This is a genomic window from Neotabrizicola paludis (assembly GCF_044142105.1).
In the GTDB taxonomy this organism is placed as follows: domain Bacteria; phylum Pseudomonadota; class Alphaproteobacteria; order Rhodobacterales; family Rhodobacteraceae; genus Pseudogemmobacter.
This window is the reverse complement of the sequence record NZ_JBGTYM010000009.1, coordinates 27,632-48,695: the sequence shown is the minus strand read 5'-3', so window position 1 is coordinate 48,695 and position 21,064 is coordinate 27,632. Positions and strand designations below refer to the sequence as shown.

Genomic DNA, 21,064 nt, shown 5'->3' with positions numbered 1-21,064 from the left:
CCTTCCAGCCGAAAAAGGCCAAAACCCGTGGCGGCAAGGGGCCGAGGCAAAAGACAGCTTGGAGGCTGCGCTGACATGACTTTCCTCTCTCGCCGCGCCCCCTGGGCTGCCGCGGTGGCCCTTGCCACCATGACCGCTCTTCCCGCCCATGCGCAGGAATCGACCAACCGCGTCGCGACGATCACCGACTGGAACGTCTTCGTCGAGGAAAGCCCCAAGGAATGCTGGGGCGTGTCCAAGCCGAAAGAGACGGTGAATTCGCGCGATGGCAAGCCGGTCTCGGTGCGCCGGGGCGATATCCTGCTTTTCGTGACCTTCCGCCCAGGCAAGCCGGGCGAGATCAGCTTTACCGGCGGCTACCCCTTTGCGGGTGGCTCGACCGTCAAGGTGGATGTGGGCGGCAAGTCCTTCGATCTTTTCACCGATGGCGAATGGGCCTGGCCGGGTTCCGCCCAGGATGACGCCGCCCTGCTGGCCGCGCTCAAGGCCGGGTCGGATGCGGTGATCACCGCACGCTCGGGCAAGGGCACCCAGACCAAGGACACTTTCTCGCTGCGCGGCTTCACCGCCGCGATGGAAGACGCCGGCGCGCGCTGCAAGTAAGCGCCGCGCCCGTCGACGGACGCCCCGGTTCTCCGGGGCGTTTTCTTTTGCGGCGCGATCGACTATATCGCCGCCAGACTCAGATCGCCTGTGACAAGGCCCCACCCAAGGATCTGCCCATGGATACGCCGCTTTCCCCTGTGACGCAGGATGTCCTGACCATCCCGCGCAAACTGCCCGAAACCGCCCGCACCAATATCGTCGGCCTGACCCGCGCGCAGCTGCGCGAGGCGCTGATTGCCGCCGGAACGCCGGAAAAGCAGGCCAAGATGCGGGTCGGGCAGATCTGGCAATGGGTCTATTACTGGGGCGTGCGCGATTTCGCGGCGATGACCAACCTGGCCAAGGATTTCCGCGCGCTTCTGGCCGACAGGTTCGAGATCGCAGTGCCCGAAGTGGTCAGCCGCCAGATCTCGGCCGATGGCACGCGCAAATATCTGGTGCGGATCGCCGGCGGGCATGAGGTCGAGGTGGTCTATATCCCCGAGGAGGGGCGCGGGACGCTGTGCATCTCCAGCCAGGTCGGCTGCACGCTGACCTGTTCCTTCTGCCATACCGGGACGCAGAAATTGGTGCGCAACCTGACCGCCGGGGAAATCGTCGGCCAGGTCATGCTGGCGCGCGACGACCTGGACGAATGGCCGCAGCCGGGCGAAGGCGCCGAGGCCGGGCGGCTGGTGTCGAACATCGTGCTGATGGGCATGGGCGAGCCGCTGTACAATTTCGATGCCGTGCGCGACGCGATGCTGATTGTGATGGATGGCGAAGGCATCGCCCTTGGCCGCCGCCGGATCACCCTGTCGACCTCGGGTGTGGTGCCCGAGATTGCCCGCGCCGCGACCGAGATCGGCTGCCAGCTGGCGATTTCCTTCCATGCCACCACCGATGCGGTGCGCGACATGCTGGTGCCGATCAACAAGCGCTGGAACATCGCCACGCTGCTGGGCGAATTGCGCGACTATCCCCGCCTGTCGAATTCCGAACGGATCACCTTTGAATATGTCATGCTGAAAGGCGTGAATGACAGCGACGCCGATGCCCGCCGCCTGGTCAAGCTGATCGCGGGCATCCCGGCCAAGATCAACCTGATCCCCTTCAACGAATGGCCCGGCAGCCCCTATCAGCGGTCGGACTGGGAGCGGATCGAAGCTTTCGCCGACATCATCTACAAGGCCGGTTACGCCAGCCCGATCCGCACCCCGCGCGGCGAGGATATCATGGCGGCCTGTGGCCAGCTGAAATCGGCCACCGAACGGGCGCGGAAATCGCGGGCCGAGATCGCCGCCGAAGCGGGACTCTGACGGAACGTTTGACGAACAAACCCGACTGAGGCAAGGATGGCGCATGTCCTTGCCCCTGATCCCCAACCAGACCGCCCGCCGCCTGTTCCTGGACCGCCATGCCCTGGCCGAGCCGCCCACCGGCCCGGCCAGGGGCGAGGCGCTGGCCGGGCTGATCGACCGGATCGGTTTCGTGCAGGTCGACAGCATAAACACCGTGGAACGCGCGCATCAGATGATCCTGTGGTCGCGGCGGCAAAGCTATGATCCGGCGTCGCTGAAGCGGCTGTTGGAGCGGGACCGGCAGCTATGGGAACATTGGACGCATGACGCCTCGATCCTGCCGGTCTCGGTCTATGGCCATTGGAAGCATCGTTTCGCCCGTCAGCGGGCGCGGCTGGTCGACCGCTGGACCGGCTGGCAGCGCGACGGATTTCACGAGAAATTCGACGATGTGCTGAAGCGGGTGCAAGAGGGCGGGCCGGTTTCGTCCAGCGATGTGGGCGAGGGCGAGGAACGCGGCAAGGGCGGCTGGTGGGACTGGCATCCGTCCAAGGCCGCTCTGGAATACCTGTGGCATGTGGGCGAGCTGGCGGTCTGCCGCCGCGACGGGTTCAAGAAGGTCTATGACCTGTCGGAACGGGTGATCCCCGAGACGGCGCGGCGCCCCGATCCTTCGGCGGAAGAGACGCTGGACTGGGCCTGTTCCTCGGCGCTGGACCGGCTGGGCTTTGCGACCTCGGGCGAACTGGCGGCCTATTGGGCGCTGATCGGACCCGAGGCGGCCAAGGAATGGTGCCGCGCGGCTCTGGCGCGGGGGGTTGTGGTCGAGGCAGAAGTCGAAGGTTGGGCCGGCACACGGCGCAAGATGTTCTGCCGTCCCGACCTGCTGGAGGAGGTGCCGCCCGCCCCGCCTGCACGGTTGCGCGTGCTGTCGCCCTTTGACCCGGCCCTGCGCGACCGCAAGCGGGCCGAGCATCTTTTCGGGTTCTTCTACCGGATCGAGGTCTTCGTGCCCGAGCCGAAGCGGCAATATGGCTATTACGTCTTTCCGCTGCTGGAAGGCGACCGGCTGGTCGGGCGGCTGGATGCCAAAGCGCATCGCGATGCGAAGGTGCTGCGGGTGCGGGCGCTGTGGCCCGAGGCCGGTGTCAGGTTCGGCGCCGGGCGCCAGGCGCGGCTCGAGGCCGAGCTGGACCGCCTGGCGCGGTTTTCCGGGTGCAGCGCGGTGGAATTCCTGCCGGGCTGGCAGCGAGACGCCGCCTGAGCGGTGGCGAAAGGCGGCGAAGGAGGCGCACGACCCCACCCGCCTGGTCCCGAGTTAGAAATCCTCCCATCCGGCGGAGGAGTCGGTGCCGGTTGCGCGCACGGGAAGCGGTTGGAAGCCAAGCCCGCCCGAAGCGGAGGCGGCAACAGGCTCTGCCGCGAACGGCGCCGCTGCGGCTGGCCTGCCGCGCGCCGCCGCCGTGAGGCCCGGCACGGTGAAACGGGACAGGCTCTCGCTCAGCCGCCCGGCATCATTGTGCAGCGCATCGGCCGAAGTCGAGGATTGCACGACCACTGCGGCATTGCGCTGGGTCACCTCGTCAAGCTGCTTCACGCCAGTGTTTATTTCGGACAGGCCGAGCGACTGTTCCCTGGCCGAACCGGCGATGTCGCCGATCATGGCGGTGACGCCGCCGATCCGCTCGATCATCTTGCTCAGTGCATCGCCGGTTTCATGCACAAGGGCGCTGCCCGCTTCGACCTGCTGGCTGGATTGACTGATCAAGCGCTTGATTTCCTTTGCAGATTCTGATGCACGCTGTGCTAGGGACCGCACCTCGGAAGCGACGACGGCAAAGCCCTTGCCGGCCTCGCCCGCCCGTGCTGCCTCGACCCCGGCATTCAGGGCCAGAAGATTGGTCTGGAAGGCGATGTCATCGATCACATCGGTGATGCGGGTGATCTGGCGCGAGCTCTGTTCGATCTGTTCCATGGCGGAAATGGCGCGATGCACCACCTCGCCGCTTTCCTGCGCCTGACGCCCGTTTTCGGCCATCTGGCGATCGGCATTCGCCGCATTCTCGGCCGTGGATTGCACCGAGGCTGTCAGCTCATCCAGCGCAGCGGCAGTTTCCTCTAGCGTGGCTGCCTGGGTCTCGGTGCGGTTCGACATGTCCTGCGCGATGCCGTTGAAGGCCGAGGCGCCTTCGTCGATCGAGGTGGCGATTTCGCGGATCATCCGCATGGTTTCCGCCAACGTATCGACCACACCATTGAAATTGTGACGCAATTCCTCGTAGCGCGCCGGGAAGGGATCGTCCGGCGGGCTTTGGATCTTGGTGGTCAGATCCAGCGCCGCAAGGGCGGCCAGCCCGCCCGACAGATTCTCGACCACACGCGCCTGTTCGGCTTCGATGGTCCGGGCGGTTTCCGCCAGTTCGGCGGATTTCTGGATCGATTCGCGCCAGTCGGTCACCCCGCGGGCGAAGCCGCCGATCTCGTCCTGGCGGGCCGACCCCGGCACATCGCCGTCGAGATCGCCTTGGCGGACCCGGGCGATCACCGCGCTCAGGCCGCCGAGCGGGCGCAGGAACGACCGGTTGATCAGGAAAAGCGCGATTCCCCCCGCCAGGGTCAGACCGCCGAGGGCAAGGCCGATGGCCAGCCGCGCCTGGCCCAGGCTGGCATACATTTCGTCCTGAGACACGGCCGAGGCATAGGCCCCGATCACCTGGCCGGCATCGTTCTTGATCACCGTCATGTCGACGAGATGCCTCACGCGATCGACCACCGCGGGCCCGACATAGGATTCGCCCTTGATCAGATGGGGATAGCCCGGATGATCCTTGCCGAGATGGGTGCCAAGGATCGGCTGGCCGTTTTCGCGGATCGATGTGGCCACGCGCAGGAAATCCTGATTGGCGGCATCGAATTTGAACAGGGTGAAATCCTGTTCCGAAACCCTGAGGATCTGGTCGGCGATGGACTGGTCGATCACATCGGGAATGGCGTTCATGTGCACGACATCGAGATCACCCGCGTCCGAGAAGGCATAGGTCATGCCGGGGAAGACATCCTGCGTGATGTCGGCGGAAGTCCGCGCTGCGCTGTAGAGTTGCTGGTCATACTGGCCCTCAGCAAATTTCGCGAGGAAATGGCTTGCCACGAGGAACCCGGCGACATCGACTGCAAGGAACATAAGGATCGAAAGGACCGAAAGTTTTGCAGAGAGTTTCAGCGATCGGAAGAACGACATAGCGGCCTCATCATGGGCATGGGTTGCGGCACTCTGCCGTGGCCGCGTATAGATTCGGTTAGCAGGCCCGCCCTGCCCCGCCGCCGATCCTTCGATTTCCGTTCAATGCGCGACAATCGCGCCCCGCTTCCCCCCGATACGCCGAGACCCGATACGCAGGCATGCGACAGACGCTGACCGAGATTTACGACGCCCGCGTGCAGGCCGGGACGCTGCGGCCCGATGCGGCGCAGCGCGGCGTCCTGCCCAGGCTGGAAGAGCTGCGCCGCTGGCTTGAGGCCAATCCGACCCGCAAGGTCGGCCTTTTCGCAGGCCTGTTCGCCCGGCCCGCCGCCGCGCCGAAGGGTCTGTATCTTTGGGGCGGCGTCGGGCGCGGCAAGTCGATGCTGATGGATCTGTTCGTCGCGTCCTGCGGGGGCGTGGCCAAGCGGCGGGTGCATTTCCACGCCTTCATGCAGGAAATCCATCACGGCATGCACGAGGCCCGCAAGCAGGGCGTCGAGGATGCCCTGGAGCCGGTGGCAGAAGCGGTGCTTCGAGAGGTCCGGCTTCTTGCCTTTGACGAGATGCAGATCACCGACATCACCGATGCGATGATCGTGGGGCGGCTGTTCGAAAAGCTGATCGCGGGGGGCGTGGTGATCGTGACCACCTCGAACCGGCCGCCCGAGGATCTGTACAAGAACGGGCTGAACCGGGCGCTGTTCCTGCCGTTCATCGCCATGCTGAACGAGAAGATGCAGGTCCTGGCGCTGGAAAGCCCCACGGACTATCGCCAGCACAGGCTGGAAGGAGCGCAGGCCTATTTCCACCCGGCCGGCCGCGCGCGCGGGCAGATCCAGGCGATCTGGGACGATCTGACCGGCACGGCGCCCGGCCAGCCGCTGAAACTGCCGGTGAACGGGCGCGAGATCGTGCTGCCACGCTTTGCCAATGGCGTCGGGCGGGCGACGTTCTGGGAATTATGCGCCCGTCCGCTTGGCCCGGCGGATTTCCTGGCCATCGCCCAAGCGGTGCGCGTGCTGATTCTTGAGGACATTCCGCAGCTTTCCTCGTCGAACTTCAATGAAGCCAAGCGCTTCGTCACCCTGATCGACGCGCTGTATGAGGCACGGGTGCGGCTGATCTGCTCGGCTGCCGATGAGCCGGAACGGCTGTATATCGAGGGCGAGGGGTCGTTCGAATTCGAGCGCACCGCCAGCCGCCTGCGCGAGATGCAGGGCGCGGACTGGGGCTAGGCGGGTCGGCAGGGGGGCCTGCGCGGCCGACCGGTCAGAGGTCGAAGCGACGGCTGATGCGGCCGGTGACGGTGCCGTCTTGCAGCGCCCAGTCCGGTTCATGGGCGTAATCGGTGAAGCCGATCCGGGCGTAATAGGCAAGGCCCGGCACGTTGTCGGCGCGAATGGTGGCGTTGATCGTGGTCAGGCCCAGCCCCCGTGCCGCAGCAGAGGTGGCAGCGAAAAGCGCCGCACCGGTGCCGCGCGCCTGCGAATCCGGCGTGACGAAAGTGCCGATATCGCCCCAGCCCGCAGGCAGGCCGTCATGGCGGCCCAGTGCCTGAAAGCCGATCACCTGCCCGGCCTCTTCCGCCACATGGCAGCACAGGGCATCGGGGCCGTCGATATAGTCGGTCCGCACCTTTTGCGGCGTTTTTTCATGCTGATGCGCGGTGGTGCCGCCGATGCGGATGATGCGGTTCAAGAGGGACGCCATCGCGGGCGCATCCTGCGGGCTGGCGGAACGCACGATCATGCGGCGAACTCGTCACGGCTATAGCCCTGAAGGTAGAGAAGGGCGGAAAGGTCGCCATGATTCACCCGCAGGGCACAGTGTTCCTGCACCCTTGGCTTGGCGTGCAGCGCCACGCCCATACCCGCGCGCAGGAGCATGGGCAGATCATTCGCGCCGTCGCCCACGGCGATGGCATCCTGGGGCACAAGCCCCAGACGGGCGGTGATCTCCTCCAGCGCCTGAAGCTTGGCCTCTTTGCCCAGGATCGGATCGGCGACGGTGCCGGTCAGCCGGCCGGCTTCGGCAAGAAGCGTGTTGGCACGGTTCTCGTCAAACCCCAGCTTCGCCGCGATGGCCGAGGTGAAGGCGGTGAAGCCGCCCGAGACAAGCGCCGCATAGGCCCCCTGCGCCCGCATCGTGGCCAACAGGACAGGGCCGCCGGGCATCAGGGTGATGCGGTCGCGCAGCACGCTGGAGATTGTCGTTTCCGGCAAGCCTTTCAACAGATTGACCCTTTCACGCAGGGCCTCTTCGAAATCCAGCTCGCCATTCATCGCCCGCGCCGTGATGCCCGCCACATGCGCGCCGACGCCCGCTTCGTCGGCCAGCTCGTCGATGCATTCCTGCCGGATCATCGTGCTGTCCATATCGGCGATCAGCAGGCGCTTCCGGCGGCCCTCGGCGGGCTGTAGGGCAAGGTCGATGCGCAGGCCCTGCAGATCCTGCCAGACCTGCCAGAGATTCTCGGGCGCCTGGGCCAGCTCGAACTCGGCCGCGACGCCGGGATCGAGCCAACGCGCCGCGCCGCCGCCCCAGGCATTGCGCAGCGATTCCACGGTGGCGCGGTCAAGCACCGGCGTTTCGGGATTGGTCAGAAGTGTGGCGATGAACATGGGCGACCGGGACGTTGGGGGCGGTTCGGCAGGGGATACGGAATTTCTGCGGGCCGCGCTAGTGCGCGTCATGCTGGCCTCTGCCGCAGGGAACAAGCAGGATGGCGAGGCGTTGACTGGCCAAAGACCTCTGGGGACCGGAATGAAGATCTTCAAATGCCAGTGCTGCGGGCAGGTCCTGCATTTCGAGAACACGGTCTGCCTGCGCTGTGGCCGGGCGGTCGGCTATCTGCCGGAGCGGGCGGAAATGGCCGCGGTCGAACCCGAAGGCGCGGTCTGGCTGCGTGCCCAGCCCGAGGGTGGAGAGGATGGGCCGGACCGCTGGCGGTTCTGCCGCAACTGGGAGCTGTCGGCCTGCAACTGGTTGATTCCGGTCGAGAATGACGGAACGGGCTTTTGCCCGGCCTGTGCGCATAACCGGTTCGTGCCCGATCTTTCGGACCCGTTGAACCATCTGCGCTGGCAGAAGATCGAGGTGGCGAAGCGGCGGCTGATCTACACATTGATGCGGCTGGGCCTGCCGATGCCCCGGCCCGGCGAAGGCCATGCCGAGCCGCTGGTCTTCGATTTCCTGGCCGATGATCCAGGTGCGGCAAGTCGGGTGTTGACGGGTCATGCCGATGGCGTGGTGACGATCGCCCTGACCGAGGCCGATGATGCCGTGCGCGAGCGGATGCGCAGCGACATGGGCGAGGCCTATCGCACGCTTCTGGGCCATTTCCGCCATGAAATCGGCCATTATTACTGGGACTTGCTGGTGGGCGGCAGCGATCGCCTTCAGCCGTTCCGCGACCTGTTCGGCGATGAGAGTGCGGATTATTCCGCCGCGCTCCAGCGCCACTATGCCGAGGGCGCGCCGACGGGCTGGGAGGCGGGACATGTGTCGGCCTATGCCACGATGCACCCCTGGGAGGACTGGGCCGAGACCTGGGCGCATTACCTGCATATGGTCGATACGCTGGAGACGGCGGCGGCTTTGGGGATGCGGATCGATCCGGGCATCGACGACGAGGGCGAATTGACCACCGAGGTCGATTTCGACCCCTACCGTGCGCGTCGAATGGGGCGGCTGATCCATGCCTGGCCGCCGCTGACCGTGGCCTTGAACACGATGAACCGCTCGATGGGCCAGCCCGATCTGTATCCGTTCTCGCTGACCGAAGCGGTGATCGCGAAGCTGCATTTCGTGCATGAGGTGGTGCGGGCCGGGCGCGAGGGGTAAGGCGCGTACAAGGGATTGGGAACGCTGGGTTAATTTTTGGCATCCGGGGCGTTTGGCACGTCTTCCCAACGTCTTCCCTTTGTCTTCCGAACGTCTTGCGGCAAGCCCGCCGGAGAGCGATTTACCCTGTTTGCGAATCGGGGTGACAAAGCGTCTGCTTCCGCCGGCGGCAGTTGATCGGCATCAAGGCGGCACGACCCGCCCCGGACTAGAGCGGACGGGATGAACAGACAGATCGTGGAGTCGTGATGGCGCTTTCCCTTTTCCTCTCGGCGGTGCTGACGCTGCTGCTGGCACCCGGCCCGACCAATACGCTGATGGGGCTGGCCGGGGCCGGATCCGGCCTGCGCCGGGTGGTGCGGCTGATCCCGGCTGAACTGGCGGGCTATGCTCTGGCCGTATTGCCGCTGGCCTGGATGGGCGCGGGGCTGGTGGAGCGTCTGCCCGCACTGGCCCCGGGGCTTAAGCTGGTGGCGGCGCTGTGGGTGCTGAGCCTGGCCCTGCGGCTGTGGCGGCGCCCGGCGGCTGGAGAGGACATGCCGGTGACAGCGCGGCGGGTCTTCGTCACCACGCTTCTGAACCCCAAGGCGCTGGTCTTCGGCCTTGTCCTGCTGCCCGCCCCCGCCGATCCGGCCTTCCCGGCCCGGCTGGCGCTGTTCCTGGCCTGCGTCGTGACCGTGGCACTGATCTGGGGCGGCGCGGGTCGCGTGCTGGGCCGCATCGGCAAGGCGACGGCGGCGCAGGGGGCTCTGAACGATCCGGTCTTCCTGGTGCAGAGGGTGGCCGCCCTCTGGCTGGGCTGCCTGTCGCTGGTGCTGGTGGCAGGGGTAGTGGGGAGCTAGCGCGGGACGCAGGGGGACCCCGGGGACCGACCAAGGTCGAAGCCCGGCCTGTCGGAATCCGATTGCAAAGCGTCGCGAGCGGCTGTATCTGCGGCGGCGGGACACCCTTCCCCAACGAAGGGCATATATCTGTAAGGATACCAGATATGGCGAATACCGCTCCGGCAACGCGGCCGGCAAACCCGCGTTTTTCTTCGGGCCCTTGCGCGAAGATCCCCGGTTATTCCCTTGACATGCTGGCTGACGCGCCCCTGGGGCGGTCGCACCGCGCTGCGGTGGGCAAGGCCAAGCTGAAAGAGGCGATCGACCTGACCCGTGACATTCTGGGCGTGCCGGCGGAGTACCGCATCGGCATCGTTCCTGCTTCGGATACCGGCGCTGTCGAGATGGCGCTGTGGTCGCTTCTGGGCGCGCGCCCGGTGGAAATGCTGGCCTGGGAATCTTTCGGCGAAGGCTGGGTGACCGATGTGGTCAAGCAGCTGAAGCTGGATGCCACCGTGAAGAAGGCCCCCTATGGCGAGATCGTGGATTTCGCGACGGTCGATTTCGACAAGGATGTGGTCTTCACCTGGAACGGCACGACCAGTGGCGTGCGGTTGCCCAATGCCGATGCGATCCCGGCCGACCGCAAGGGGCTGACGATCTGCGATGCGACCTCGGCCGCCTTCGCGATGGAGATGGACTGGGCGAAGCTCGATGTCGTTACCTTCTCGTGGCAGAAGGTGCTGGGCGGCGAGGGCGGGCATGGTGTCCTGATCCTGAGCCAGCGCGCCGTGGAACGGCTGGAGACCTATACGCCAGCCTGGCCGCTGCCGAAGATCTTTCGCCTGACCTCGAAGGGCAAGATTTCCGAAGGGATCTTCGTGGGCGAGACGATCAACACGCCGTCGATGCTGTGCGTCGAGGATTACCTGGTCGCGCTGAAATGGGCCAAGACCATCGGCGGGCTGAAGGGGCTGATCGCCCGGTCGGAAGCCAATGCCAAGGCGATTGCCGATTTCATCAAGGGCAAGGACTGGATCGCCAATCTGGCGGTGGACCCGGCGACGGCCTCCTGCACCTCGGTCTGTCTGAAATTCACCGATCCGCGCATCACCGACGGGGCGGCTTTCGCCAAGGCGGTGGCCAAGCGGCTGGAGAAAGAGGGCGTGGCGCTGGATGCGGGCGCCTATCGCGACGCCCCCCCCGGCCTGCGGATCTGGTGCGGGGCGACGGTCGAAACCTCGGACGTGCAGGCGCTGATGCCCTGGGTCGAATATGCGTTCGATGCCGAGATCGCGGCGCTGGCACAAGCCGCTTGAGCAACAGGGGTCGGGGCGAACCCCGACCTTCATAGCCCGGGGCCCAGCCCCGACGCTTTCCCCCCATTCAAGAATGGAGCCCCATGATGGCCCCCCGCGTTCTCGTTTCCGACGAATTGAGTGAAACCGCCGTCCAGATCTTCCGCGACCGTGGCGTCGAGGTCGATTACCTGCCGAAACTGGGCAAAGACAAGGAAAAGCTGGCCGAGATCATCGGCCAATATGACGGGCTTGCGATCCGATCCGCGACCAAGGTCACCGAGAAGCTGCTGGAGAAGGCCGCCCATCTGAAGGTGGTGGGCCGCGCCGGGATTGGCGTCGACAATGTCGATATTCCGGCGGCGTCGAAAAAGGGCGTGATCGTGATGAACACGCCTTTCGGCAATTCGGTGACGACCGCCGAACATGCCATCGCGATGATGTTCGCCGTGGCGCGTCAGCTTCCCGAGGCTTCGGCCTCCACCCATGCCGGAAAATGGGAAAAGTCGAAGTTCATGGGGGTCGAGCTCTACAACAAGACGCTTGGCGTGATCGGGGCGGGGAATATCGGCGGCATCGTCTGCGACCGCGCGGTGGGCCTGCATATGAAGGTCGTGGCCTATGACCCCTTCCTGTCGGAAGAGCGCGCCAAGCAATTGGGCGTGCAGAAGGTAGAGCTGGACGAGCTGCTGGCCCGGGCCGATTTCATCACGCTGCATGTGCCGCTGACCGACAAGACGCGCGGCGTGCTGAATGCGGAAAACATCGCCAAGACCAAGGCGGGCGTGCGGATCATCAACTGCGCCCGGGGCGGGCTGGTCGATGAGGCGGCGCTGGCCGAGGCGCTGAAATCGGGCCATGTCGCGGGCGCGGCCTTTGACGTGTTCGAGGTGGAGCCGGCGACGGAAAGCCCGCTGTTCGGCCTGCCGAATGTGGTGGTGACGCCGCATCTGGGCGCGTCCACCACCGAAGCGCAGGAAAACGTGGCGCTGCAAGTGGCCGAGCAGATGTCGGATTATCTGCTGACGGGTGCGGTGCAGAACGCGCTGAACATGCCGAATGTGACGGCGGAAGAGGCGGCCGTGATGGGGCCCTGGATCAAGCTGGCCGGCCATCTGGGCAGCTTCATCGGCCAAATGACGGATGAGCCGATCCGCGCGATCAACATCCTTTATGACGGCAAGGTCGCCGACATGAACATTGCCGCGCTGAATCAGGCGGTGATCGCGGGCGTGTTGAAGGCGCAGAACCCGGATGTGAACCTGGTCTCGGCCCCGGTCGTGGCCAAGGACAAGGGCATCCAGATCTCGACCACGCGTCAGGACAAGACCGGGGTCTTCGACGCCTATATCAAGGTGACGATGGTGACCGACAAGCGCGAACGTTCGGTCGCGGGGACGTGTTTCTCGGATGGCAAGCCGCGCTTCATCCAGATCAAGGGCATCAATATCGACGCCGAAGTGGGTGAGCATATGCTCTACACCACCAATGAGGACGTGCCGGGGATCATCGGTCTTCTGGGCATGACCATGGGCAAGAACGGAGTGAACATCGCGAACTTTACCCTGGGCCGGTCGGGCGTGGGGCAGGATGCGATCGCGATCCTGTATCTGGACCAGCAGATCGACCCGAAAGTGGTCGAGACGCTGAATGCGACGGGCATGTTCCAGCAGGTCAAGTCGCTGCATTTCGAAGGCGCATAGGCGCCGCAAGGGAAGCCCCGGCGCCGGGGCGGACCAAGCAGGCTTCGGGATGCGGCTGTCTAGGCCGCATCCTCGGCCAGCGTGCCGAGCGGGCGCGCGTCCGGCGGGCAGAACTCGGCCAGGGCTTCGGTGATGGCGGCCTTGCGCAGGGGTTTGGTCAGATAGCGGTCGATGCCCGAGGCCAGGATCGCATCGGCATCGCCTTCCATCGCATGGGCGGTCATCGCGACGATGGGCGTGTGTCGGCCCGGCGGTTCTCCACCGCGAATGGCGGTTGCGGCCTCTTTGCCGTCCATCTCGGGCATGGAAATATCCATGAAAATCAGATCGGGCGCGAAGCTGCGCCAGAGATCCAGCGCCTCGCGCCCGTTATTGGCGAAGACCAGGTCGATATCGAGGCCGCGCACCATCTTTTGAAAGACAAGCTGGTTGGTCTTGTTGTCCTCGGCCGCCAGAACCCGCATCTGGCGCAGTTCCGCCGCGGGCGGCGGAGGCGGCGGGGCGGTCACCTCGGCCTCTTCCTCGGGCGGGGCGGACAGGTCGTGCAGGCGGCGATAGAGCTCGGCCCGCAGGACCGGCTTTTGCAGGATCGCGTCCAGCGCCACCACGCCTTCGCGTTCCCGTGCCAGCGAGGGGCTGGAGGACAGCAGAAGAATCGGCATCAGATGCCCCGCCTGCCGCAGCCGCAGGGCAAGCGTCACACCATCCATTTCCGGCATATCATGGTCGGTCAGGATCACGTCGAAGGGCGTGGCCCCCGCAGCCTCGACCGCGGCCAAGGCCTCGGCCCCCGACCGGCAGAGCGTCACCTCGATGCCGCAGGGGGCAAGCTGGCGTTCCAGGATGGTGCGGTTGATGAACTTGTCATCCACCACCAGCGCCCGGCGCAGGCTGACCGGCGGGCGCACGGCCTGCCCGGCCTCGGCCACGGGCAGCGTGACGCGGAAACCGAAGGCCGATCCCTTGCCGGTTTCGCTGTCGACCCAGACCGCGCCGCCCATGCGTTCGATCAGGCGGCGGGTGATGGCCAGGCCCAGGCCGGTGCCTTCGTATTTGCGGTTCTGTTCATCCTCGACCTGGTTGAACTCGCCGAAGATGTGGTCAAGGTGTTCGGGGGCGATGCCGATGCCGGTGTCTTCGACCGTGACGTGCAGCTGTTCCCGGCCATCCTCGGTCTCGATCCCCACGACGCGGGTCAGCACATGGCCCTGCTCGGTGAATTTCACCGCATTGCCGATCAGGTTGGTCAGCACCTGGCGCAGCCGCCCCGGATCGCCGACAAAGCGGGTGGGCAGGAACATGTCGTAGTCGATCATCATGTCGATGCCCTTGGCCCGCGCGCGGGGCTGCAAGAGCATGGTCACCTCATGGATGGTGCGTTCCAGATCGAAGGGTTCGGGATGCAGCGTCATCCGCTCGGCCTCGAGCTTGGAATAGTCGAGGATGTCGTTGATGATGACGAGAAGCGCCTCGCCCGAAGAGCGGATCGTTTCGGCGAAAAGCCTTTGCTCATCGGACAGGGTGGTGTCGCACAAAAGCTCGGCCATGCCGACAACGCCATTCATCGGCGTGCGGATTTCGTGGCTCATATTGGCCAGGAAGGCCGATTTGGCGCGGTTCGCGGCCTCGGCGGCGCGACGGGCGGCTTCCAGCGCGGTCTGCTGGTCGCGCAACTGGGTGATGTCGGTGCGGAGCCCGACTCGGCCGCCATCGGGGGTGACATGGTCGGTCTCGCGGATCCAGCGCCCGTCGGAGAGGCGGCATTCGCTGACCCCGGCCTTGCGGAACTGGGCGAGGCGCCTGGCCAGCCAGTCCTCCTCGTGCCCCTTGGCTTCGGGGACATGGCCCGCCGCAAGCCCCTGGCGCAGAAGCGCCTCGAAGGGCGTGCCGGGCACCATGTTATGGGCGGAATCGGGAAACATGTCGCGGTAGCGCTGGTTGCAGGTCAAAAGACGTTCCTCCCGGTCGAAAAGGACGAAGGCATCGGGCAGGGCCTCGATCGCGGCCCAGATGCGCATCTGTTCGGTGATGTCGAAGACAAGGCTGACCATGTCGCCGTCGCGGGCGCGGCGGTCGACGACGCGGATCCAGGTGCCGTTGGCCAGCCGCGCGGTTTCGGTTTCGACGGGATCATCCTCAAGCCGCGCCATCATGCGGGCGGTCCAGGCGGACTGATCCTCACCCTGGAGGTCGATGATCCCGTCGCGCGCGGCCATGGCGATCAGGTCGGCATAGCTGTCGCCCGCGTTGATGCCATGGGCGGTGAAAATCGCCTTATAGGCGTGGTTGGCAGTGACAAGACGAAGATTGCCGTCATAGACGGCAAAGCCGTCGCGGATGGTGTTGATCGAATCCCACAGGCGCCGTTCGGCCATGACGGCGGCGGTATGGGCGCGTTCCAGATCGTGCAGGAAGCGGTGGTTCTGGCCTTTCAGGGTCTCGGCCTCGGTCTTGGCGGTCCGCACGACCTCGCGCTGTTCGACGATCTGGTCCGACAGCGACCGCGCGTGCAGGGCGAGCTTTTCGTTCGCGGCGAACAGTTCGCGCGTCTTCTGTTCCAGCAGCCGTTCCGCCGCCAGCCTTGCCCGCCTTTCCTTGGCCAACCGTTCCGTCAGATCCATTCCGCGCCCTGCGCCGACCTTCCGCCCGCCCGCCGGCGCGCCGAAAGACACGCAAATGCCCGCCACGTCCGGTTTTCACGACTATTTTCCCCGGGCTGGGTGAACCAAGACTTAACGGGAAAGGGTGGCGACACGCCTTGCTGGAATCTTTGCTGCGTGCGACGCTTCCGGCCATAAGACAGGAGGATATTTCGATGGTCCGTTTTGCCAAGGTCGCCGCCGCGACCCTGTTTCTTGCGATTCCGGGTCTTGCCGCCGCGCAGGATCTGATTCCCGAGAAGCGCTCCATCGTGACCCAGGATGCCGACCTGCCGGGGGGCGACATTGCCTCGATCTTCGACACGAGCCAGGAGGCCTGCGAACGCGCCTGCCTGACCAATAGCCGCTGCGAGGCCTATACGTTCAACACCAAGAACGGGTCGTGCTTCCTGAAGGCCGATCCCGGCGCGCCGGCCTTTTTCCAGGGCGCCATGTCGGGCGTGGTGGTGGCGGGCGATCCGGCGATGCGGGCGGCGGCGGCCGAACGGCGGCGCGACCTGACCTTCGTCTATGATTACGAGATCACCAATGCCGTCGACATGGCGGCCACGATGGGCCGGACCCATACCTCGGGGGCCTGGAGTGCTGCGGAACATCTTCAGGCCGCGTCCGAGAACGAGGCGCAGGGCAATTGGGTGATGGCCACGGCCTTTACCGGCGCCGCGCTGAACATCACCGACGATGCCGGGACCTGGCTGGAATATGCCCGCCGGGCGCTGGCGGCCTCGCGTCAGAATGGCAATGACCGCTACTGGTATGAGAACCGGGCCTATCTGGCGACGGTGAACGCCTATCTGCGGGCAGACAGCCCCGCCCTGCGCCATTCGATCCTGGTGCAGATGAGCGAGGTCCAGGAACAGATGGGCCGGGGCCGCGACATGGTGCAGGCGCTGCGGCTGGCGCAGCAGTTGCAGCCGCGCGACGATACGGCGGCGCTGCTGGACGTGGCCATCGGCAAATACGGCTTCCGCCTGACCGACAACACGGTCGAGGCGGATCTGGCTCGCCCGCGCATCTGCGCCGCCTTCTCGGAAAACCTGGTGCCCTCGGGCGTCGACTATTCGACCTATGTGAAGCTGCCGCAGGCCGATCTTGCGGTCGAGATCGCCGATTTCAACCGGCTTTGCATCGTGGGGCTGACCCACGGCTCGCGCAGCACAATCACCTTCCGCGAGGGCCTGCCCTCGGCGGATGGCCAGGTGCTGGCCAAGGATGTGGCGATCACCTCTTACATCCGCGACCGCAACCCCGGCGTCAGCTTTGCCGGTCGGGGTTATGTGCTGCCCAAGATGGCCGATGCCGCCCTGCCGGTGCAGACCGTCAACACCGAGAAGCTGGATCTCACGCTGTTCAAGGTCACCGACCGCAACATGCTGCGCTCGATCCAGAACAATTATTTCGGCTGGCCGCTGCAGGACTATGACGAAAGCTATTTCACCGACGAGATCGGCGAGAAGATCTGGCAAGGCACGGCCAAGGTCGCGCAAGAGGTGAACAAGGATGTCACCACCCGCCTGCCCATGGCCGAGGCGCTGGCCGGACAGGAGGCCGGCATCTATGTGCTCAAGGCCGCCGTGCCGGGCGTGGACCCCTATGTCGTGCCCTCGGGCTGGCAATGGTTCGTGGTGTCGGATATCGGCCTGACCACCATGTCGGGCGTTGACGGGCTGCATGTCTTTGCCCGCAGCCTGGGCGAGGCCAAGGCCATGCCGGGGCTGACGGTGGAGCTTCTGAACCGCGCCAATGCCATTCTGGGCACCGCCACGACCGACGATCAGGGCTATGCCCGGTTCGATGCCGGTCTAACGCGCGGCACGGGGGCCGCTGCCCCGGCAATGGTCGTGGTGAAGAATGGTGACAGCGACATCACCTTCCTGTCGCTGACCGACCCGGAATTCGACCTGTCCGACCGTGGCGTCGAGGGGCGCGAGCCTGCCCCGCCGATCGACATGTTCCTGACCACCGATCGCGGCGCCTATCGTGCTGGCGAAACGGTCTATGCCACGGCGCTGTCGCGCGATCCTGCCGCCGATGCGGTGGAAGGCGTGCCGCTGACCGCCATCCTGCTGCGGCCCGACGGGGTGGAATATTCCCGCCAGCTTGTCGCCGATTCCGGCGCGGGCGGCCATGTCTTCCAGATGCCGGTCGCCGACACCGCGCCGCGCGGGGTCTGGACGGTGCAGATCCTGGCCGATCTGGACGCCGCCCCCCTGACCACCAAGACCTTCCTGGTCGAGGATTTCCTGCCCGAACGCATCGACTTTACCCTCGATTTCGGCACCGGCCCGATCAAGCTGGCGGAAGAGGCCCCGATGGTCAGCCTTGCCGCCAAATACCTGTTCGGCGCGCCTGGCGCTGGGTTGCAAGTCGAGGGTGAGGTTCTGTTGCGGGCTGCGCAAGCCCTGCCCGATTTCCCCGGCTATGTCTTCGGTCGGCATGATCAGGCCTTTTCGGCACTGATGAATTCGCTGCCGGGGACCGAGACGGATGCGGAGGGCAATGCCACGCTGGACGTGGCGCTGCCCGATCCTGGCCCGGTCGGTCGCCCGCTTGAGGCGGTGGTGACGGTGCGTGTCGCCGAAGGCTCGGGCCGCCCGGTCGAACGTCGCGCCAGCCAGCTTGTGGTGCCGAATGAATCGATGATCGGCCTCAAGCCGCTGTTCGAGGGCGATGTCGTGCCGATGAACACCGAGGCGCGTTTCCAGGTCATCGCCCTTGGCCCCGATCTGGCGCCCGTGGCCGACATGCCGGTCAAATGGAAGGTCAACCGGATCGAGACCGATTACCAATGGTATCAGAGCTATGGCACCTGGAGCTGGGAGCCGGTGACCTATCGCAGCCTTGTGGCCGAGGGTGAGGCCACCCTGGGCAGCGCGCCGGTGGAGCTGGGCGCTTCGGTCGATTGGGGCCAGTATGAGCTGGTGGTGGAATCGACCGATGGCACGCTGGCGGTTTCCTCGGCGAAATTCTGGTCGGGCTGGTATGCGCCCGCCGATACCGTCTCAAGCCCCGATACGCTGGACCTGTCGCTGGACAAGCCCGCCTACAAGTCGGGCGATACCGCGACGCTGCGCATCGTGCCGCGTGCGGCGGGAACCGCGCTGATCACCGTGCTGTCGAACCGGCTGGTCACGATGCAGGCGATCGAGGTGAAGGAAGGCGAGAACACCATTCCCCTGACCGTCACCGATGATTGGGGCGCGGGCGTCTATGTCACGGCATCCGTGCTGCGGCCGATGGATGTGGCGGCCGGGCGCAACCCGGCCCGCGCGCTGGGCCTGGCCTATGCCAGCATCGACCCGGGCAAGCATGCGCTGAAAGCCACGGTCGAGACGGCGGATGAATCCGCCCCGCGCGGCCCGATGGACGTGGCGGTGAAGGTCGAGGGCATCGAGGCGGGCGAGACCGCCTATGTGACCGTTGCCGCCGTGGATGTGGGCATCCTGAACCTGACCGGGTTCAAGTCGCCCGATCCGCAGGGCCATTTCTTCGGCCAGCGCAAACTGGGCGTCGGCATCCGCGATGTCTATGGTCGCCTGATCGACGGGCTGAACGGCGCGCAGGGCGAGGTCCGCTCGGGCGGCGATGCGGGCGCGCAGGCGCGGCTGCAATCGCCGCCGCCCACGGAAGAACTGGTGGCGTATTTCTCGGGACCGCTGGCGGTGGGCGCAGACGGCTATGCCCGCACTTCGTTCGACATTCCGTCCTTCAACGGGACGGTGAAGGTGATGGCTGTCGCCTGGTCGAAGACCGGCGTGGGCCAGGCCGACAAAGAGGTGCTGGTGCGCGACCCGGTGGTGGTGACGGCCAGCCTGCCGCGCTTCATGGCGCCGGGAGACCAGAGCCGCGTTCTGCTGGAGATCGTCCATGCCACCGGGCCTTCGGGCCGGATGGGGCTGGACATCACCGGCCAGGGCGTCACGCTGGGGCAGGTCGCCTCGGGCGTGGATCTGGCCGACAAGGGCAAGGCCGTGCTTGAAGTGCCGGTGACGGCGGGCGCGGCGGGTCTGGCGACCATCGAGGTCGCGCTGACCACGCCCGATGGAAAGCAGCTGAAGAAATCGCTGAACCTGCCGATCGAGGTCAACGATCCCGAGATTGCCAAGATCAGCCGTCTCGATCTGGCCAAGGGCCAGACCCTGACCTTTGACCAGTCGGTCTTTGCCGACATGATCCCCGGCACCGGCAAATCGGTCATGGCCATCGGCCCCATCGCTCGGCTGAACGCGCCGGGGCTTCTGGCCAGCCTGGACCGCTATCCCTATGGCTGCACCGAGCAGATGACATCCAAGGCCCTGCCGCTGCTTTACTTCGACGAAGTGGCGCGGGTGATGGAGCTGAAGGGGGCCGAGAATATCCAGACCCGCATCGACCAGGCGGTGGCGGAAATCCTGGGCAATCAGGCGAGCGATGGCGGCTTCGGTCTTTGGGGCCCCTATTCGGGCGATCTGTGGCTGGATGCCTATGTCACCGATTTCCTGAGCCGTGCCCGCGCGCAGGGCTATGCGGTGCCCGATCTGGCCTTCAAGAACGCGCTGGCGAACCTGCGCAACCAGGTGAATTACGCGCCCGATTTCGACGCCAGCACCAATGGCGGCGGAACCGCGCTGGCCTATGCGCTGATGGTTCTGGCACGCGAAGGCGCGGCGGCGGTGGGCGATCTGCGCTATTATGTCGATGTGAAGGGCGATGATTTCGGTTCGCCCCTGGCGCAGGCGCAGCTTGGCGCGGCGCTGGCCGCCTATGGCGACCAGGCCCGGGCCGATGCGATGTTCCGCAAGGCCGCCGCCCGGGTTCCGGCGGCTTTCGGGACCGAGGCGCAGGTCTGGCGCGCCGATTACGGCACCGCCTATCGCGATGTGGCGGCGCTTTTGACGCTGGCGGTCGAGGCCGGATCGAACGCGGTGGACCGTGAGGCGCTGGTCGACCGGCTGGCCACGGCGAACGGACGGTTGTCGACGCAAGAGGCGACCTGGGCGCTGATGGCGACCAATGCCCTGATCGACCGGCCCGACAGTGCCGGGGTGCTGATCGACGGACAGCCAGCGACCGGCCCGCTGGTCAAGGTCCTGGCCGATGGCGGTACGCCCGTGGCGGTGAAGAATGACGGGCAGGACACCTTCGTCACCATCACCACCTATGGCGTGCCGGCCGAACCCGAACCGGCAGGCGGCAATGGCTATGCGATCAAGCGGACCTATTACACGATGGATGGCGAAGAGGTGACGCTGGATCACGTGACCGCCGGGGACCGGCTGGTCGTGGTGGTCGAGGTCACGCCCTTCGCCTATTCCGAGGGGCGGCTTCTGGTCACCGATCCGCTGCCCGCCGGGTTCGAGATCGACAATCCGAACCTCATGGCCTCGGGTTCGACCTCGCAGCTGGGCTGGCTGGATGCGATGAGCGACATTGCCCATGCCGAATTCCGCCAAGAGCGCTTTGTGGCGGCGGTGGACTGGTCCTCGGCGGAAAGCTTCCGTCTGGCCTATATCGTGCGGGCCATCAGCCCCGGCACCTTCCATCATCCGGCGGCCTCGGTCGAGGACATGTACCGCCCCGATTACCGCGCCCGCAGCGATGTGGGCACGGTCACCATCGCCGCGAAGTAG

General features: G+C 65.8%; 13 protein-coding genes. 9 read left to right on the top strand and 4 right to left on the bottom strand.

The features are described 5' to 3' along the window. Nucleotides 1-75 precede the first annotated feature (75 nt). The 3 genes from ACED67_RS17320 to ACED67_RS17310 all read left to right on the top strand — a co-directional run bounded on the left by ACED67_RS17320 (nt 76) and on the right by ACED67_RS17310 (nt 3,150). On the top strand, nt 76-603 hold the full coding sequence (locus ACED67_RS17320; RefSeq protein ID WP_395542973.1) for an invasion associated locus B family protein: 528 nt from the start codon (nt 76-78) through the stop codon (nt 601-603). A gap of 119 nt (nt 604-722) precedes the next feature. Then, a complete protein-coding gene (gene rlmN / locus ACED67_RS17315; RefSeq protein WP_395542972.1) occupies nt 723-1,904 on the top strand; it encodes a dual-specificity RNA methyltransferase RlmN in 1,182 nt (393 codons plus the stop codon). 43 nt (nt 1,905-1,947) lie between these two features. Next, nucleotides 1,948-3,150, top strand: coding sequence for a winged helix-turn-helix domain-containing protein (locus ACED67_RS17310; RefSeq protein WP_395542971.1), 1,203 nt, complete (start codon nt 1,948-1,950; stop codon nt 3,148-3,150). Between the two features lie 54 nt (nt 3,151-3,204). Here ACED67_RS17310 and ACED67_RS17305 read toward each other — a convergent pair whose 3' ends face one another. Further along, on the bottom strand, nt 3,205-5,124 hold the full coding sequence (locus tag ACED67_RS17305; protein WP_395542970.1) for a methyl-accepting chemotaxis protein: 1,920 nt from the start codon (nt 5,122-5,124) through the stop codon (nt 3,205-3,207). 161 nt (nt 5,125-5,285) lie between these two features. Between ACED67_RS17305 and zapE the strand changes: the two genes are divergently transcribed. Further along, nucleotides 5,286-6,362 (top strand): cell division protein ZapE, encoded by a 1,077-nt coding sequence (gene zapE, locus ACED67_RS17300; RefSeq protein ID WP_395542969.1) that lies wholly within the window; start codon nt 5,286-5,288, stop codon nt 6,360-6,362. 34 nt (nt 6,363-6,396) lie between these two features. Here zapE and ACED67_RS17295 read toward each other — a convergent pair whose 3' ends face one another. Beyond that, nucleotides 6,397-6,876 (bottom strand): GNAT family N-acetyltransferase, encoded by a 480-nt coding sequence (locus ACED67_RS17295; protein WP_395542968.1) that lies wholly within the window; start codon nt 6,874-6,876, stop codon nt 6,397-6,399. Next, nucleotides 6,873-7,748 (bottom strand): phosphoserine phosphatase SerB, encoded by an 876-nt coding sequence (serB, locus tag ACED67_RS17290; RefSeq protein ID WP_395542967.1) that lies wholly within the window; start codon nt 7,746-7,748, stop codon nt 6,873-6,875. The genes ACED67_RS17295 and serB overlap by 4 nt, the downstream gene beginning before the upstream one ends. On the opposite strand from serB, the gene ACED67_RS17285 reads away from it, so the two are divergent. The 4 genes from ACED67_RS17285 to serA all read left to right on the top strand — a co-directional run bounded on the left by ACED67_RS17285 (nt 7,741) and on the right by serA (nt 12,795). Continuing rightward, entirely contained in the window at nt 7,741-8,970 is a 1,230-nt protein-coding gene (locus tag ACED67_RS17285; protein WP_395542966.1) for a zinc-binding metallopeptidase family protein, read from the top strand. The two genes, serB and ACED67_RS17285, sit on opposite strands and share 8 nt — an antisense overlap. Nucleotides 8,971-9,218: 248 nt before the next feature. Next, nucleotides 9,219-9,812 carry a hypothetical protein gene (locus ACED67_RS17280; RefSeq protein ID WP_395542965.1) on the top strand — a complete coding sequence of 198 codons (594 nt, stop codon included), beginning with the start codon at nt 9,219-9,221 and terminating at the stop codon, nt 9,810-9,812. Nucleotides 9,813-9,958: 146 nt separating this feature from the next. Then, complete coding sequence (locus ACED67_RS17275) at nt 9,959-11,113, top strand: phosphoserine transaminase (protein ID WP_395542964.1); 1,155 nt, start codon at nt 9,959-9,961, stop codon at nt 11,111-11,113. An 86-nt stretch (nt 11,114-11,199) separates the two neighbouring features. Further along, nucleotides 11,200-12,795 (top strand): phosphoglycerate dehydrogenase, encoded by a 1,596-nt coding sequence (gene serA / locus ACED67_RS17270; RefSeq protein WP_395542963.1) that lies wholly within the window; start codon nt 11,200-11,202, stop codon nt 12,793-12,795. 59 nt (nt 12,796-12,854) lie between these two features. On the opposite strand, the gene ACED67_RS17265 is transcribed toward serA, so the two are convergent. Beyond that, the gene (locus ACED67_RS17265) at nt 12,855-15,416 is read right to left on the bottom strand and encodes a hybrid sensor histidine kinase/response regulator (RefSeq protein ID WP_395542962.1); all 2,562 of its coding nucleotides are present in this window, start codon (nt 15,414-15,416) and stop codon (nt 12,855-12,857) included. A 194-nt stretch (nt 15,417-15,610) separates the two neighbouring features. On the opposite strand from ACED67_RS17265, the gene ACED67_RS17260 reads away from it, so the two are divergent. Continuing rightward, complete coding sequence (locus ACED67_RS17260) at nt 15,611-21,064, top strand: alpha-2-macroglobulin family protein (RefSeq protein WP_395542961.1); 5,454 nt, start codon at nt 15,611-15,613, stop codon at nt 21,062-21,064.

Excerpts from the sequence above, each read along its gene's own strand:
- ACED67_RS17320 (WP_395542973.1), top strand. The coding sequence starts at position 76 with ATGACTTTCCTCTCTCGCCGCGCCCCCTGGGCTGCCGCGGTGGCCCTT.
- rlmN (WP_395542972.1), top strand. The coding sequence starts at position 723 with ATGGATACGCCGCTTTCCCCTGTGACGCAGGATGTCCTGACCATCCCG.
- ACED67_RS17310 (WP_395542971.1), top strand. The coding sequence starts at position 1,948 with ATGTCCTTGCCCCTGATCCCCAACCAGACCGCCCGCCGCCTGTTCCTG.
- ACED67_RS17305 (WP_395542970.1), bottom strand. The coding sequence starts at position 5,124 with ATGTCGTTCTTCCGATCGCTGAAACTCTCTGCAAAACTTTCGGTCCTT.
- zapE (WP_395542969.1), top strand. The coding sequence starts at position 5,286 with ATGCGACAGACGCTGACCGAGATTTACGACGCCCGCGTGCAGGCCGGG.
- ACED67_RS17295 (WP_395542968.1), bottom strand. The coding sequence starts at position 6,876 with ATGATCGTGCGTTCCGCCAGCCCGCAGGATGCGCCCGCGATGGCGTCC.
- ACED67_RS17285 (WP_395542966.1), top strand. The coding sequence starts at position 7,741 with ATGAACATGGGCGACCGGGACGTTGGGGGCGGTTCGGCAGGGGATACG.
- serB (WP_395542967.1), bottom strand. The coding sequence starts at position 7,748 with ATGTTCATCGCCACACTTCTGACCAATCCCGAAACGCCGGTGCTTGAC.
- ACED67_RS17280 (WP_395542965.1), top strand. The coding sequence starts at position 9,219 with ATGGCGCTTTCCCTTTTCCTCTCGGCGGTGCTGACGCTGCTGCTGGCA.
- ACED67_RS17275 (WP_395542964.1), top strand. The coding sequence starts at position 9,959 with ATGGCGAATACCGCTCCGGCAACGCGGCCGGCAAACCCGCGTTTTTCT.
- serA (WP_395542963.1), top strand. The coding sequence starts at position 11,200 with ATGGCCCCCCGCGTTCTCGTTTCCGACGAATTGAGTGAAACCGCCGTC.
- ACED67_RS17265 (WP_395542962.1), bottom strand. The coding sequence starts at position 15,416 with ATGGATCTGACGGAACGGTTGGCCAAGGAAAGGCGGGCAAGGCTGGCG.
- ACED67_RS17260 (WP_395542961.1), top strand. The coding sequence starts at position 15,611 with ATGGTCCGTTTTGCCAAGGTCGCCGCCGCGACCCTGTTTCTTGCGATT.